14 protein-coding genes are annotated in these 12,945 nt (G+C 37.2%); 9 read left to right on the plus strand and 5 right to left on the minus strand.

What is annotated here, in order from left to right; translation table 11 throughout:
* Positions 1 to 299 precede the first annotated feature (299 nt).
* Positions 300 to 1,907: a phosphoenolpyruvate carboxykinase (ATP) gene (pckA, locus tag BTO11_RS05560; RefSeq protein WP_105051668.1), complete on the plus strand. Its 1,608-nt coding sequence runs from the start codon at positions 300 to 302 to the stop codon at positions 1,905 to 1,907.
* An 89-nt stretch (positions 1,908 to 1,996) separates the two neighbouring features.
* Here the strand turns inward: pckA and BTO11_RS05565 are convergent, their stop codons facing one another.
* The gene (locus BTO11_RS05565) at positions 1,997 to 3,298 is read right to left on the minus strand and encodes an inosine/guanosine kinase (RefSeq protein WP_105051669.1); all 1,302 of its coding nucleotides are present in this window, start codon (positions 3,296 to 3,298) and stop codon (positions 1,997 to 1,999) included.
* 197 nt (positions 3,299 to 3,495) lie between these two features.
* A complete protein-coding gene (locus BTO11_RS05570) occupies positions 3,496 to 3,756 on the minus strand; it encodes a GrxA family glutaredoxin (protein WP_105051670.1) in 261 nt (86 codons plus the stop codon).
* Positions 3,757 to 3,855: 99 nt separating this feature from the next.
* On the opposite strand from BTO11_RS05570, the gene BTO11_RS05575 reads away from it, so the two are divergent.
* From BTO11_RS05575 to alr, 7 genes are all read left to right on the plus strand, one after another.
* Positions 3,856 to 4,062, plus strand: coding sequence for a DUF1289 domain-containing protein (locus tag BTO11_RS05575; RefSeq protein ID WP_105051671.1), 207 nt, complete (start codon positions 3,856 to 3,858; stop codon positions 4,060 to 4,062).
* Positions 4,063 to 4,391: 329 nt separating this feature from the next.
* Complete coding sequence (gene cspE, locus BTO11_RS05580; protein WP_105051672.1) at positions 4,392 to 4,601, plus strand: transcription antiterminator/RNA stability regulator CspE; 210 nt, start codon at positions 4,392 to 4,394, stop codon at positions 4,599 to 4,601.
* A 232-nt stretch (positions 4,602 to 4,833) separates the two neighbouring features.
* Entirely contained in the window at positions 4,834 to 5,424 is a 591-nt protein-coding gene (locus tag BTO11_RS05585) for an RNA polymerase sigma factor (protein WP_105053669.1), read from the plus strand.
* Between the two features lie 4 nt (positions 5,425 to 5,428).
* Complete coding sequence (locus tag BTO11_RS05590) at positions 5,429 to 5,938, plus strand: hypothetical protein (RefSeq protein WP_146105465.1); 510 nt, start codon at positions 5,429 to 5,431, stop codon at positions 5,936 to 5,938.
* A 21-nt stretch (positions 5,939 to 5,959) separates the two neighbouring features.
* On the plus strand, positions 5,960 to 6,940 hold the full coding sequence (locus BTO11_RS05595; protein ID WP_105051674.1) for a DUF4097 family beta strand repeat-containing protein: 981 nt from the start codon (positions 5,960 to 5,962) through the stop codon (positions 6,938 to 6,940).
* Positions 6,941 to 7,102: 162 nt separating this feature from the next.
* Positions 7,103 to 8,503, plus strand: a complete 1,401-nt coding sequence (gene dnaB, locus BTO11_RS05600) for a replicative DNA helicase (RefSeq protein WP_105051675.1) — start codon at positions 7,103 to 7,105, stop codon at positions 8,501 to 8,503.
* 13 nt (positions 8,504 to 8,516) lie between these two features.
* Positions 8,517 to 9,593 carry an alanine racemase gene (alr, locus tag BTO11_RS05605; protein ID WP_105051676.1) on the plus strand — a complete coding sequence of 359 codons (1,077 nt, stop codon included), beginning with the start codon at positions 8,517 to 8,519 and terminating at the stop codon, positions 9,591 to 9,593.
* 59 nt (positions 9,594 to 9,652) lie between these two features.
* Here alr and BTO11_RS05610 read toward each other — a convergent pair whose 3' ends face one another.
* Together BTO11_RS05610 and BTO11_RS05615 are read right to left on the minus strand one after the other, a co-directional pair.
* Complete coding sequence (locus BTO11_RS05610; protein WP_105051677.1) at positions 9,653 to 10,141, minus strand: DUF2798 domain-containing protein; 489 nt, start codon at positions 10,139 to 10,141, stop codon at positions 9,653 to 9,655.
* Between the two features lie 112 nt (positions 10,142 to 10,253).
* Entirely contained in the window at positions 10,254 to 10,703 is a 450-nt protein-coding gene (locus tag BTO11_RS05615) for an Lrp/AsnC family transcriptional regulator (protein WP_105051678.1), read from the minus strand.
* 103 nt (positions 10,704 to 10,806) lie between these two features.
* Here BTO11_RS05615 and BTO11_RS05620 point away from each other — a divergent pair, with 103 nt between their 5' ends.
* Complete coding sequence (locus BTO11_RS05620) at positions 10,807 to 11,415, plus strand: LysE family translocator (protein WP_229793345.1); 609 nt, start codon at positions 10,807 to 10,809, stop codon at positions 11,413 to 11,415.
* Between the two features lie 25 nt (positions 11,416 to 11,440).
* Here the strand turns inward: BTO11_RS05620 and queG are convergent, their stop codons facing one another.
* Positions 11,441 to 12,610: a tRNA epoxyqueuosine(34) reductase QueG gene (gene queG / locus BTO11_RS05625; protein ID WP_105051680.1), complete on the minus strand. Its 1,170-nt coding sequence runs from the start codon at positions 12,608 to 12,610 to the stop codon at positions 11,441 to 11,443.
* Positions 12,611 to 12,945: the final 335 nt, after the last annotated feature.

Here is a 12,945-nt window from a genome sequence, read left to right on the forward strand (position 1 = left end):
ATCAACTAAATTACACCATTTGGTTACGTTAATTAATATAATTAACGCGTAAGTCATTGTTTATTTTATAAAATACCGTATTGTGTAATTCATTTGTAAAACTTTCAGTTTGCACTACAAAAATAAGAGTAATTACGTTAGAATGCGATTTAAAGCCTAGAGATAATTCAGACGCTAAGTCATAAGAAAGAATATTTTAACTTGGGTATTAGTCTTTATAGATAAGTCGAAATTTAATATGAATCGATTTATCTATACAGATTCCTTTTTTTAATTTAACTATGATTCGGTGAACTTAAATGGCTAAAAATATTGATTTATCACAGTACGGCATAACAGACGTTAACGAAGTTATTTATAATCCGTCATATGATGTTTTGTATGAAGAGGAGACTAACCCTGCTCTTGAAGGTTACGAGAAAGGTGTCGTTACTGAATTAGGCGCTGTTAATGTTAGCACTGGGATATTTACCGGCCGTTCACCAAAAGATAAGTTTATAGTAGAAGATGCCATCACAAAAGATACTATGTGGTGGAATTCGAAAGCTGCTCCAAACGATAATAAACCTATTTCAAAAGAAATTTGGCAAGATCTGAAAGGTCTTGTTAGTAAACAACTATCAGGTAAAAAGCTATTTGTTGTTGATACTTTCTGTGGGGCTAATGAAACAGTACGACTTAAGGTACGGTTTATTACCGAAGTCGCGTGGCAAGCTCATTTCGTTAAAAATATGTTTATGCGTCCAACGGATGCTGAATTAGAAAATTATGGTGAACCTGACTTTACCGTAATGAATGGTTCAAAAACCACAAATCCTAACTGGAAAGAGCAAGGCTTAAACTCAGAAGTCTTTACTGTTTTTAACCTTACTGAAAAGATGCAAATTATTGGTGGTACTTGGTACGGCGGAGAAATGAAAAAAGGTTTGTTCGCAATGATGAACTATTACCTACCGTTACAAGGTATGGCATCAATGCATTGTTCAGCTAATGTTGGTAAAGAAGGTGATGTAGCTATATTTTTTGGTTTGTCAGGTACTGGTAAAACAACTTTATCTACCGATCCAAAACGTGCGCTTATAGGCGACGATGAACATGGTTGGGATAAAGACGGTGTGTTTAATTTTGAAGGTGGTTGTTACGCTAAAACTATCGACTTAGATAAAGAAAGTGAACCTGATATTTATAATGCGATTCGTCGTGATGCATTATTGGAAAACGTAACCGTGGATGAAAATGGTAAAATAGATTTCACTGACGGTTCAGTTACACAAAACACTCGTGTTTCTTACCCAATTAATCATATTGATAACATTGTAAAACCTGTTTCTAAAGCAGGTCATGCTAAAAAAGTTATATTTTTAACCGCTGATGCATTTGGTGTATTACCGCCAGTGTCTAAATTAACGGATGCACAGACTAAATATCACTTCCTGTCTGGTTTTACCGCTAAGTTAGCCGGAACAGAACGTGGTATTACTGAGCCTGTACCAACATTCTCATCGTGTTTTGGTAAAGCGTTTTTAACATTACACCCAACTAAATATGCGGAAGTATTAGTTGAGCGCATGAATGCTTCTGGTGCAGAAGCTTACCTAGTAAATACTGGTTGGAATGGCACAGGTAAACGTATTTCAATTAAAGATACGCGAGCAATTATTGATTCAATTCTTGATGGTTCAATTGAACATGCTCCAACTAAGATCATTCCAATATTTAATTTGGAAGTACCAACTGAATTAGCTAACTGTGACGCTAAGATTTTAGATCCTCGTGATACTTATCAAGATGTTGCACAGTGGCAGTCAAAAGCAGAAAATCTAGCAAACTTGTTTGTCGAAAATTTTGTGCAATTTACTGACAATGAAGAAGGTAAAGGATTAGTTGCTGCTGGACCACAGCTGTAAACAACGCCCGGTAATCATAAAAAAGCCTTTGCATTATAAATGCAAAGGCTTTTTTGTATCTGAATTTTAATGTTATAAATTGGACGCTACTAGTGCCAATAAGCTTGCTCTAAGCTATCTTCACGCTCAGGTAAGCCTTTTGATAAACGAGGTGAGCTTTGTGATAACACTTCAAAGCTAACGCGGTTAGCGTATTTACACATCTGTGATAATGAAGAATACGTTATCGCCGGTACTGTATGTTTGCTTGACTCAGGCACGTTGGTGGAGTGATAAGCATTGGATGCAATATCATGCAAAACAGCAGCTAACGCACCATCTCCTGCACCATTAGTATTCTTAATTTTATCTGGCCCACCCATGTAAGGTGCAATGTGAGAATAAATCTTTATTGGGTTACTACAGAGTGATTTTAATAAAGGTCTAGAATATTCGTAGCGATTAAACTCAGGAATGCTACCTGGTAATAATGGATAGCGAGTATCACGCTTGAATGTCTCATCAGTGAAACCTGCCATATATAATCCTAGCGGCCCTGCGGTACATAAAACTAAATCAGCTAAGTCCAAAGCAGCTTCAGCGGCTAATAAAGGATCTGAATGACCAACAAGTGCTTCAGCTTCTTCTTCATTCATCGCTAAAACTTGCACGTGTTGTTTAATAAAATCACGCCACCATTGAGGCTTTTCATCAATCATAAAACGAGTACCTAAGGTTAATACCACAGGTACTTTATGTTTGTTGGCGTATTCGATAGCTTTTAATGCAGCTTTGTCTAAGGTGTCTTCGCCACTACAGCGTGTAAAATAAGCGCTGATAACAAAGGCACAAGAATTTTTAATTAATTCTTCATCAATAAAATCTGGAGTAAGGCGGTTCATTTTTCCAGAGTCGATGGCAAAAGTGCGTTCGCCATCTTCTGTGATCAAAGTGAAAGCTCTGCCAATAGCACCGTCCACAGGTTGTAGATGTTGTAAGTCTACTTTCGATGAGGTGTTGCATAAATATTGGTAAGCGTAATTCCCCACTTTAATGTTTTGACTCATAACACCATAAAGGACAGAGCGGTCATCGGCCAATACGGAATAATTGTGCATTGTATTGCCAATTGTGCCGCCGGCATGTTGGTCGACAATAAGGTTGTTAGCATCAATATATTGATACAAAGCTTCTGCAATTTCACTTGGTACTAATTGTGATAAGCCTTTAGTCAGTTTAAATTCTGCTAATAAGCTTTCTGGGACATGCGCTTCAATATCTACAATAGTTTGATCCATCCCCACTACATATGGATGTTTGAGCTCCACATCCGTGGTTAACTTTTTGGTTAATGGATCTTTTTTATCAACAGGGAAGTAGTGTTTGTGTTTTCGACGGCCTGGAAATCGCATGTATTGAGTGCACTGTAGAAGAATTAATGGCGCGCATTATAAATGGTCTGAGGAGTAATAAACATAACAAATCGAGAAAAAATTAGATTGGAAGGGACTAAGTAACAATGTCGAGGGATAATTAAAAGAGATTTCAAAGACTAACAAGGAATAGTTCACCAGCCCATTAGGTTAATAATGAGCGGGTGAAAGGCATTTTAATATAAATCTAAGTTTGCTTTAGCATAAGCTTCAAACTCGTCACATCCACCGATATGTTCTTGATCTATAAATATTTGTGGAACAGTCTGAACTGGTTTTCCAACCGTTTTTTCAAGATCTGCTTGGCTAATACCTTCTGCGTGAATATCAACATAACGAAAGTTAAAGTCATCACGCTTTTCAGTAAGTTGTTCAGCAATTTCTTTTGCTCTTACGCAATATGGACAAGCTGGGCGACCAAAAATAACAGTAAACATAAAATACTCCTCTAAACTGATTGATGTAATAATACGTAAAAATGTAATTAGAATAAACGGATTAAAACCGATGATCACAATAGCAAAAGTAGATGAACAATGATTGAATCTCCTTGTATTAGAGAATGTTGTTTGGACAGTCAAGATATATGCATTGGTTGTGCTCGCCATATAAATGAAATAACGGGTTGGCAAAAATTATCTGAGCAAGAAAAAAAATCAATCGTAAGTCGTTGTGATAGCAGTAAAAAAGATCAAGTGTCATTAAAAGGATCCGGGATAAGATCTTCATCTGAGCAAGTATAAAATAACCACAGCTAGTGATAAAAGTGAAATGCCACGGATAAGTAACGCTGTTTTTTCATACTCGCATGATAAATAACGTAAATAATTTAAAGATATATGGACATTTAATGAGCTTTATTGAAAATATGTGCTATTATCCGTTTTGTCTTTACAGAGACATATTTAAGATTGTTATTTGCTTCATGTGTTAATAAACCTCTAGACTCAATTTTTTGGTCGATATTGAGACGTTATCCTTCCATAAGTTACATCGCAATTTAATATTTCCCTATGAAGATAATGTCGGCACGTATTGTGTCTTAAAATATTAAATTTAAATCGAGGTTTATATGTCTAAATCGACTGGTACAGTTAAATGGTTCAACGAAGAGAAAGGTTACGGATTTCTTACTCAAGATAATGGCGGCAAGGACGTATTCGTTCATTTCCGTGCAATTTCTGGTGACGGATTCAAAACATTAAAAGAAGGCCAAGCGGTTTCTTTTGAAGTTGAAGACGGTCAGAAAGGTTTGCAAGCTGCAAACGTTGAATTAGCTTAATTAGCTAACTCTCAAAAAAAGTGACTTTTTAGTCACTTTTTTTATGCCTTTTTTTTATTAAAATCAGCAAAAAATAAAATATTTAATCCCTTATTATCAATAACTAATAAAAATAGTTCGATAAAATACAAAAATAAATATATTTCCTTTTAAACCTTTCCTCATTCATATCATACTAACCATTCAATAACTCTAATCGGCAAAGAGAAACTTACTTGTGTCATCAAACGTGATTGCCCCAGAACAATTTAAAGGGCAAACCAATAAAGTAGAACAAGACGACTTGATAGTTGCCCAACTAAAAAGGGGGGAACAATCGGCGTTGAGAAAGCTCTACAATATCCATGGCAAACGTGTTTATGCATTAAGCTTACGTTTATCAGGCGATCGTGAAATTGCTGAAGATATTACCCAGGAAGTTTTTGTACAAATTTGGCAAAAAATTCATAATTTTAGAGGTGATAGTAAGTTTTCCACTTGGTTACATTCTGTGGCAAGCAATGTGGCAATAAGCCATATGCGTAAACAAAAAGCGTGGTGGCGTTCATGGTTTGGTTCGGATGAACAAAATGAAACTGAGTTGGCAAATATAAAAACCAATGACGATCTAACAAATCATGACTTAAGTCGCAGTGGTTTAGATAAGCATATTGCCAAGCTGCCAGAACAAGCAAGAATTGTATTTGTGTTATTTGCAATAGAAGGCTGGCGTCATGAAGAAATCAGTAAAGAATTAAATATCGCAGTAGGCTCTAGTAAATCGCAATATCATAGAGCTAAGCAGTTATTACAAATTACAATTAATTCAGAATTGGATGGGTAACGTTATGAGCATAAACAATATCGAAGAAAAAGATGTGTTAACTCAAGCGCAAGAGCTGCCAAAAGAGTTAACCCCCGAAAGAGATTTATGGGCTGGCATTGAGCAAGCGATTGCTAAAACGCCACAACAAAATGGTTATGAAACTAGCATCAGTTGGCAGCAGTTTGGCAAAATAGCCGCCGCGTTTGCCCCAATTGCATTGGTGTTAGGGATTTGGCTTAGCACAAGTAATGAAGCATCTCGTAATAGTAATTGGACTAATCCCTTGATAGCTAGCTACGAGATACAAAAAAAGCAGCTATTACAAAATGTAAATTTAGAACATCCAATTGTTAATAATTGGCAGAGTTCAATGAAAGAATTAGAGTTGGCTGAAAAAGCGCTGATTAAGGCGTTAAAGAATCAGCCAGAAGATCCAGCATTAATGAAAATGCTAAATCAGGTTTATCAGAGTCAAATTAGTTTGATTCAAAAAGCGTATAAACCTCAATTACAAACGTATCACCAAATTTAGAGTCAGTGGCAGGTAAATAAAATGAAAAATGTAAATTATAAAAATTGGAAAGCAAGTTTGGTTAGCAGTTTATGCATCTTGTCTATGAGTGTTTTTGCTGGAGAAAAAATAAATGAATCTTTGGCTACCAAAGCTGAAGGTCGAATGTTGATTGACGTCATGTCAGGTACGGTAAAAATTAAGACTTGGGATAAAAACCAAATTCAAATTGTTGGTGAATTATCCGACGCCGCAGAAGGTTATCAGTTTGAAGTGGATGATGACGGTGAAGCTTATTTTAAAGTGAAAATGCCAAATAATCGTTGGAGTGGTTGGGGCGGTGGTAACAGCCATGATGAAGGTTCAAGGTTGGAGATTTTTATTCCTACCAATAATAACTTACGTTTTGAAGGGGTTAATGTTGATGTCGAAGCCTCTGGTATTCAAGGTGGAACTCAAATTAATACGGTGAATGGAGATGTTCAAGCAAACAATCTAACCAATCGTATTAAACTTGAAACCGTTAATGGCAGTATTAAATCTAACGACCTGCAAGGTAAAATAAATCTTAATACCGTAAACGGTGAAATTGTAGATAAGAATAGCCAAGGTGAGTTGGAAATTGAAGCCGTTAATGGCGATATTGAAACTGATACTTCCGCCACTCAGGTAGGCATTAGTAATGTGAATGGCGAAATGAAAATCAATGCTAAGCTCATTAAAGAAATGGAAATCGGAACGGTAAACGGCGATATTGACATTAGTTTAAGTTTGGCTAAAGACGGTCGTTTTGTTTATTCAAGTGTTGGTGGAGATGCTGATATTTACTTTGTAGGTGACATATCTGCTAACTTTAATATTGAAACTCATGCTGGCGGTGACATTAAAAATCGTCTAACTAAAGACAGAGTAAAAGAAGCTAAATACGGACCTGGTGAATCAATCCGATTTAAGATGGGAACTGGCTCGGCCGATGTGCAAATCGACACGGTAAGTGGTGATGTCACTATCAGTAAAAAATAAACCAAGACAGGCTTAATTATAAACCCCAGCTTTGTGATATTTGCTGGGTTTTTTCTATTTGTAACTAAATCTAATAATCACTGAGTTGAGTTATTGATAACTTCAGTTATTCCGATAGAATGTTCAGTCTTATATCACTCCTAAGTTGTATGAAACGAATCCATGGCAAAGTCGTCCTTTAAGTCTGCAAAAGAACAAGATGCTCAAATAGCATCACTCAAAGTTCCACCTCATTCCGTTGAAGCCGAGCAATCGGTACTGGGCGGCCTTATGTTAGATAATAACGCATGGGATCGTGTCGCCGAAAAAGTAGTAAAAGATGACTTTTACTTACGCCAACACAAACAAATCTTTACCGCTATGGCACAATTGATGGTTAAAAATCATCCTATTGATTTGATCACAGTGTCAGAAGCATTAGAAAAAGAGAAAGTATTAGAAGATGTTGGTGGCTTTGCTTACTTAGGTGAAATTGCTAAAAATACGCCAAGTGCAGCGAATATCGTTGCCTACGCAGAAATTGTTCGAGAACGAGCCGTTGTCAGAGAATTGATTGGAACGGCTAATGAAGTCGCCGATGCTTGTTATAACCCTGAAGGGAAAAGCAGTGCCGAATTATTAGATTTTGCCGAGTCGCGAGTTTTTAAAATTGCCGAGCAGCGTGAAAATAAAAACGAAGGGCCAAAAGACTTAAATTCAGTATTATCTTCCACGGTTGATAAAATTGAAGAGTTAATGCGCACCGATAATAACGGTGTAACCGGACTCACCAGTGGCTTTAACGATTTAGATAAAATGACAAATGGTTTCCAACCGTCAGATCTTATTATTGTTGCAGCTCGTCCATCTATGGGTAAAACCACGTTCGCCATGAACTTGGTAGAAACCGCAGCATTAACTTCAGATAAACCCGCTTTGGTATTTAGTTTAGAGATGCCGGCGGATTCCTTGATGATGAGGATGTTGGCGTCATTAGGTCGAATTGATCAAACTAAAGTTCGTACAGGTAACTTAGATGATGATGATTGGGCCCGTCTTGCCAGTACCATGGGATTAATGCAGGAAAAAGGCAAACTTTACATTGATGATTCATCTGGCTTAACGCCAACGGAATTACGTTCAAGAGCAAGACGAGTCGCTCGTGAACATGGTGGTTTGTCTATGATCATGGTCGATTACCTGCAATTGATGCGCTCGCCAGAATTTAAAGATAATCGTACGTTAGAAATAGCCGATATCTCAGGTTCATTAAAAGCACTAGCCAAAGAATTAGAAATACCTGTTATTGCTCTAGCTCAGCTAAATCGTGGCTTGGAGCAGCGTGCAGATAAACGTCCTATAAACTCAGATTTAAGGGAGTCAGGCTCAATCGAGCAAGATGCCGATTTGATCATGTTTATTTATCGTGACGAGGTTTACCACGAAGATTCAGCTGATAAAGGCACTGCTGAAATCATAATTGGTAAACATCGTAATGGTCCAATTGGTCGTATTCGTTTAACAACTCAACTACATTACTCTCGTTTTGATAACTATTCGGGTAATGCTTTCTTTGATGAATAGCTGATAGAAACTTATGAAGATTGCCGTTGCTGAAATCAACCTAACCGCTTTATTGCATAATATTGAAGTTATCCGTAAGTTAGCGCCCACTTCTAAAATATTGGCGATGTTAAAGGCGAATGCTTATGGTCATGGTTATTTAGAAATAGCGGAAGCATTGACTAATGTTGATGCATTTGGCGTTGCTAGGCTAGAAGAAGCAACAAAATTGAGAACCGCGGGAATTCAAAAATCTATCCTTTTATTGGAAGGTTTTTTTGATAAAACTGAGTTACTCACAATTGCAGAGCAGCAGCTAGAAACGGTATTGCATACCAAACAACAAGTTCTTGATTTCATAAATGCCGACTTACCTCGTCCGGTAAAAGTATGGCTGAAATTAGACACAGGTATGCATCGTATCGGTTTACCACCATCGGATTTTGAGTTTTGTTATAAAGCATTATTCCAACATAAAAATGTATTGGGTTTAATGACTTTAATGACTCATATGGCGTGTGCTGATGAACAAGACAATCCATTAAATCAAAAACAATTATCCTTATTTAATAAACTCGCAGGTGATTTACCCTGTGAGCATTCGATCGCAAATTCAGCGACTATTATGTCGATACCTGCAGCACATAAAGATTGGATCCGTCCTGGAATTATGATGTATGGGGCTTCTGCTATGTCAGACTCGGATGCTGCGGAACATGACTTAAAACCCGTTATGACATTAAAAAGCAGTGTTATTGCAGTGCGTGATGTCAAACAGGGGGACTCGGTAGGTTACGGTGCAACTTGGACCGCCAGTGAAGATACTCAAGTAGCGATTGTCGCGCTTGGTTATGGCGACGGTTATCCGCGCAATGCAGAAAACGGTACTCCAGTTTTAATTAATGGTACTGAATACCCTTTAGTTGGTCGTGTGTCTATGGATATGATCACTATTAATGTTGGGGTAAATGCACAAGTTAATATTGGCGATGAAGTTATTCTTTGGGGCGATGGACTTGCGATAGAACGTGTAGCTCGTCATGCACATAGTATTTCATACGAATTATTATGCGGCTTAACAGGCCGAGTTAAAAAGCAGTTTAGTTATTAGGGGAATTCTTCCCCTATATTGTTATCAGGCATTTAATAATACTCTTAGCCTTGCGATTTTTAGCTAGCCATAAACCTTTGGATTTTGGGTTTAAGTGTGAGTGTCATTATAACCGCGATTAGCATTCCTAAAGGCAAAGCGGTTAAATAAGCTTGCAGCCAAACGTCAGAAAAAAGCTCTAAATCACTAAACCCAACATTAGTTGCTGCACTACCAATTGCCATAACCGCTTCCATAAATAGCGCCATGATTATACCAATTAGCATATTCTTTTTAATTTCACTAATCTCTGGTAATAATTTCCCAACAGCAAAATTTAAAAACATCATAAAGGTAAAACCTGCAGGTATCATTAAACATACAGCGGTGACAAAAGCCTGCAACCAATCAGACATAAAAGTATCAGTTACCCCAAGAGTAAAGTAAGTCATTACTCCCGTTAGTGAGCCACCAATAACTGTCATGATTAAAACTAGCAAAAGTATTTTTTGGTAAAGGGGGCGCGTTATCGGTGCGCTAATGGTTAATGCTTGAGTACTAAGGGGCATTAATTAGATCTCCAGAATATAGTTCAGTGTTAACATTGTTGACAATGTCAACTATAGTAAACCTTTAGTTGTTATTGTCAACTAAATATATTCATCAATTTAATCTGCAAGATTATTTACGCTCATCTTTGGTCGACTCCATGATGACATGGGTACTGATGGTGGCTACTTGTGGCAAGTCACCAAGTACGTCAGTGTGAAAGGTTTTATATGCGACTAAATCTGCAGTTTCTACCCTTAATAGATATTCATAAGGCCCGGTTACATTATGGCATTCAAGTACTTCGTCTGATTTTTCGATTGCTTGTTCAAATGCCTGTTGTGAGTCTTTGGTATGAACGGATAAGCCAACCGTAACAAACGCGCTAAATCCGATCCCGAGTTTCCGATTGTCGAGTATTGCACGATACCCTTTTATAATGCCTTGACGCTCTAACTCTTGCACTCTCCGTAAACAAGCGGATGGTGATAATCCCACTTTATCGGCTAAGTCTATATTACTAATACGTCCATCTATTTTTAATTCTTGCAATATTTCTTTGCTAAATTTATCAATTTTCATATTTTGTTGCTTATAAGGTTAAAAATACACAATAAAGGCAATTTAATTTCGTGGGAAGTCATTTATAGTATTTACCTACTCAGCAGCGAATAACGGAACTAGATTGAACACAACAGTTAGCATAGAAATAATCATGGCTTTAATGCTTTTTGCATTTGCTTCTTCAATATCACCAGGGCCAAATAATTTGATGTTGATGAGTTCAGGAGCCAATTTTGGCTTTCGTAAAACCTTGCCTCATCTTATAGGCGTTGGCCTGGGTTTTGTGTTGATGCTTGTGCTAGTAGGCATTGGCATTATGCAAGTCTTTGATTTGTACCCGGCCAGTTATTTAATACTTAAATGGTGCAGTGTGATTTATCTGGTATATCTATCTTATAAGGTAGCAACCGCAGCTCAGCCAGAAAATAACAATAGTAATAACGTTAAGCCATTTTCGTTTATTCAAGCTGTACTTTTTCAGTGGGTTAATCCCAAAGGGTGGACAATGGCTTTAACGGCTATTGGTATTTATGCACCACAAAGAGATATAAATTCTGTCATGTTTGTTGGAATAGTATTTGGACTGGTAATGCTTCCATCAATTAGCGTGTGGGTAGTCTTGGGACAAAAGTTACAAAAGATATTATCGAGTGTGAAACGTCTACGTATATTTAATGGGGTTATGGCAACCTTATTACTGGCATCTCTTTACCCTGTTTTAGTTAATTAAGACCATGAGACGCTATTAAAAGAGATTAAGCGTCTCTTGGTAAACCTATTTTAATTGCTTTAATGAGGCGTTTTAATTGCCTAGAATCTACACCGCTATTTTCAGCTTTTAGTTTTTGCTGCTCTAATGCCCAGAGAATATGCTCATCTACCATATCTGAAATAAGTGTTAATTTACTGTTAAGTTGCTCCACTATTTCCAAACTAAATGGTGCGTTACCTAAGGCAATTGCAATGTTACGCATCCAGCATTCAAAGCCGATTCGTCTTATTGGACTGCCTTCGGTGACTTTTAAAAAATGAGGTTCTTGCCATTGCCACAATTCTAATAAACTAACCGGGTGTAACTGAGTCCGAGGTAAAAAATCAGGTTCTGTAGATAGCTCTGCAAAGCGATTCCAAGGACAAATTAATTGGCAGTCATCACAACCGTAAATTCGATTTCCCATGGCTTTGCGGTACTGCTCAGGAATGCTGTCTTTTAACTCTATGGTTAAATAAGAAATACATTTACGGCCATCTACAACATAAGGTTCAACAATCGCTTGGGTTGGACAGGTAGTAATACAAGCAACACAAGAACCACATTCATTATCTACCGCTTGGTCCGGTTCTAAAGCAATAGGTAAAAACAACTCACCTAAAAAGAACCAGCTACCAGCTGTATTATTAATTAGTAGTGAGTGCTTACCAGTCCAACCAAGTCCCGCTTTTTCCGCTATTGGCCTTTCTAATACAGGTGCAGAATCAACAAAAGGGCGAAACGATAGGTTTTCAACGCCGACTTCTTTTTCTATCATCTGTCCGAGCTTTTTTAGCTTATTCCGAATGACTTTGTGATAGTCACGCCCTAAAGCATAACGACTAATAAATGCATGGTTTGGTTGTTCTAAGGTCGCCGCAAATTTAGCGTCTGGTGGTAGGTAGTCCAAACGAACTGAAACGATAGATACTGTGCCGGGCAATAACTCCGCAGGTCGGCTGCGTTTTGTGCCATGAGTTTCCATGTACCCCATTTCACCATGAAAGCCTTTTTCTAACCAATTCAACATTTTGGGTTCTTGTGCAGACAGATCGATATCTGAAATACCAACATGCTGAAAGCCAAGCTCCTGGCCCCAGAGTTTGATTTTTTCATTTAATTTCCCATTCAATTGTCTATCCAATAAATGGTTCTTGGGATCAGAGGTATTCATTCAGTGAAAACTAACATCTCAGGCGATAATAATAGCGATACTTTAACATGTATTCTGAACTAGGCGCAGCAGATAAACTGAACTTGCTGAATAATCCGAGCTAAAAATTAATGCTGACTTTTTATGTAGTCAGTAAATAATTGATAAGGTTTAATATGAAAGCTAAGTATTTTTCATATTAGCTTACAAAATAGAGTATATTTTACTGTTTATACCTATTATTAACGCTAGATTTTACTGCAAAAAATGATGAAAAAGGTATTATGAACATAGCTATTATTGAACAACCATTTCCATTGATACTAAGTAGGGTGATTTGAAAAATTTAAAAGTGA

The organism is Psychrosphaera saromensis, from assembly GCF_002954545.1.
GTDB lineage: Bacteria > Pseudomonadota > Gammaproteobacteria > Enterobacterales > Alteromonadaceae > Psychrosphaera > Psychrosphaera saromensis.

Coding starts and splice junctions, on each gene's coding strand:
- BTO11_RS05610 (WP_105051677.1), bottom strand. CDS start 10,141: ATGCCCCTTAGTACTCAAGCATTAACCATTAGCGCACCGATAACGCGC.
- cspE (WP_105051672.1), top strand. CDS start 4,392: ATGTCTAAATCGACTGGTACAGTTAAATGGTTCAACGAAGAGAAAGGT.
- dnaB (WP_105051675.1), top strand. CDS start 7,103: ATGGCAAAGTCGTCCTTTAAGTCTGCAAAAGAACAAGATGCTCAAATA.
- BTO11_RS05575 (WP_105051671.1), top strand. CDS start 3,856: ATGATTGAATCTCCTTGTATTAGAGAATGTTGTTTGGACAGTCAAGAT.
- BTO11_RS05590 (WP_146105465.1), top strand. CDS start 5,429: ATGAGCATAAACAATATCGAAGAAAAAGATGTGTTAACTCAAGCGCAA.
- BTO11_RS05615 (WP_105051678.1), bottom strand. CDS start 10,703: ATGAAAATTGATAAATTTAGCAAAGAAATATTGCAAGAATTAAAAATA.
- BTO11_RS05570 (WP_105051670.1), bottom strand. CDS start 3,756: ATGTTTACTGTTATTTTTGGTCGCCCAGCTTGTCCATATTGCGTAAGA.
- alr (WP_105051676.1), top strand. CDS start 8,517: ATGAAGATTGCCGTTGCTGAAATCAACCTAACCGCTTTATTGCATAAT.
- queG (WP_105051680.1), bottom strand. CDS start 12,610: ATGAATACCTCTGATCCCAAGAACCATTTATTGGATAGACAATTGAAT.
- BTO11_RS05595 (WP_105051674.1), top strand. CDS start 5,960: ATGAAAAATGTAAATTATAAAAATTGGAAAGCAAGTTTGGTTAGCAGT.
- BTO11_RS05565 (WP_105051669.1), bottom strand. CDS start 3,298: ATGCGATTTCCAGGCCGTCGAAAACACAAACACTACTTCCCTGTTGAT.
- pckA (WP_105051668.1), top strand. CDS start 300: ATGGCTAAAAATATTGATTTATCACAGTACGGCATAACAGACGTTAAC.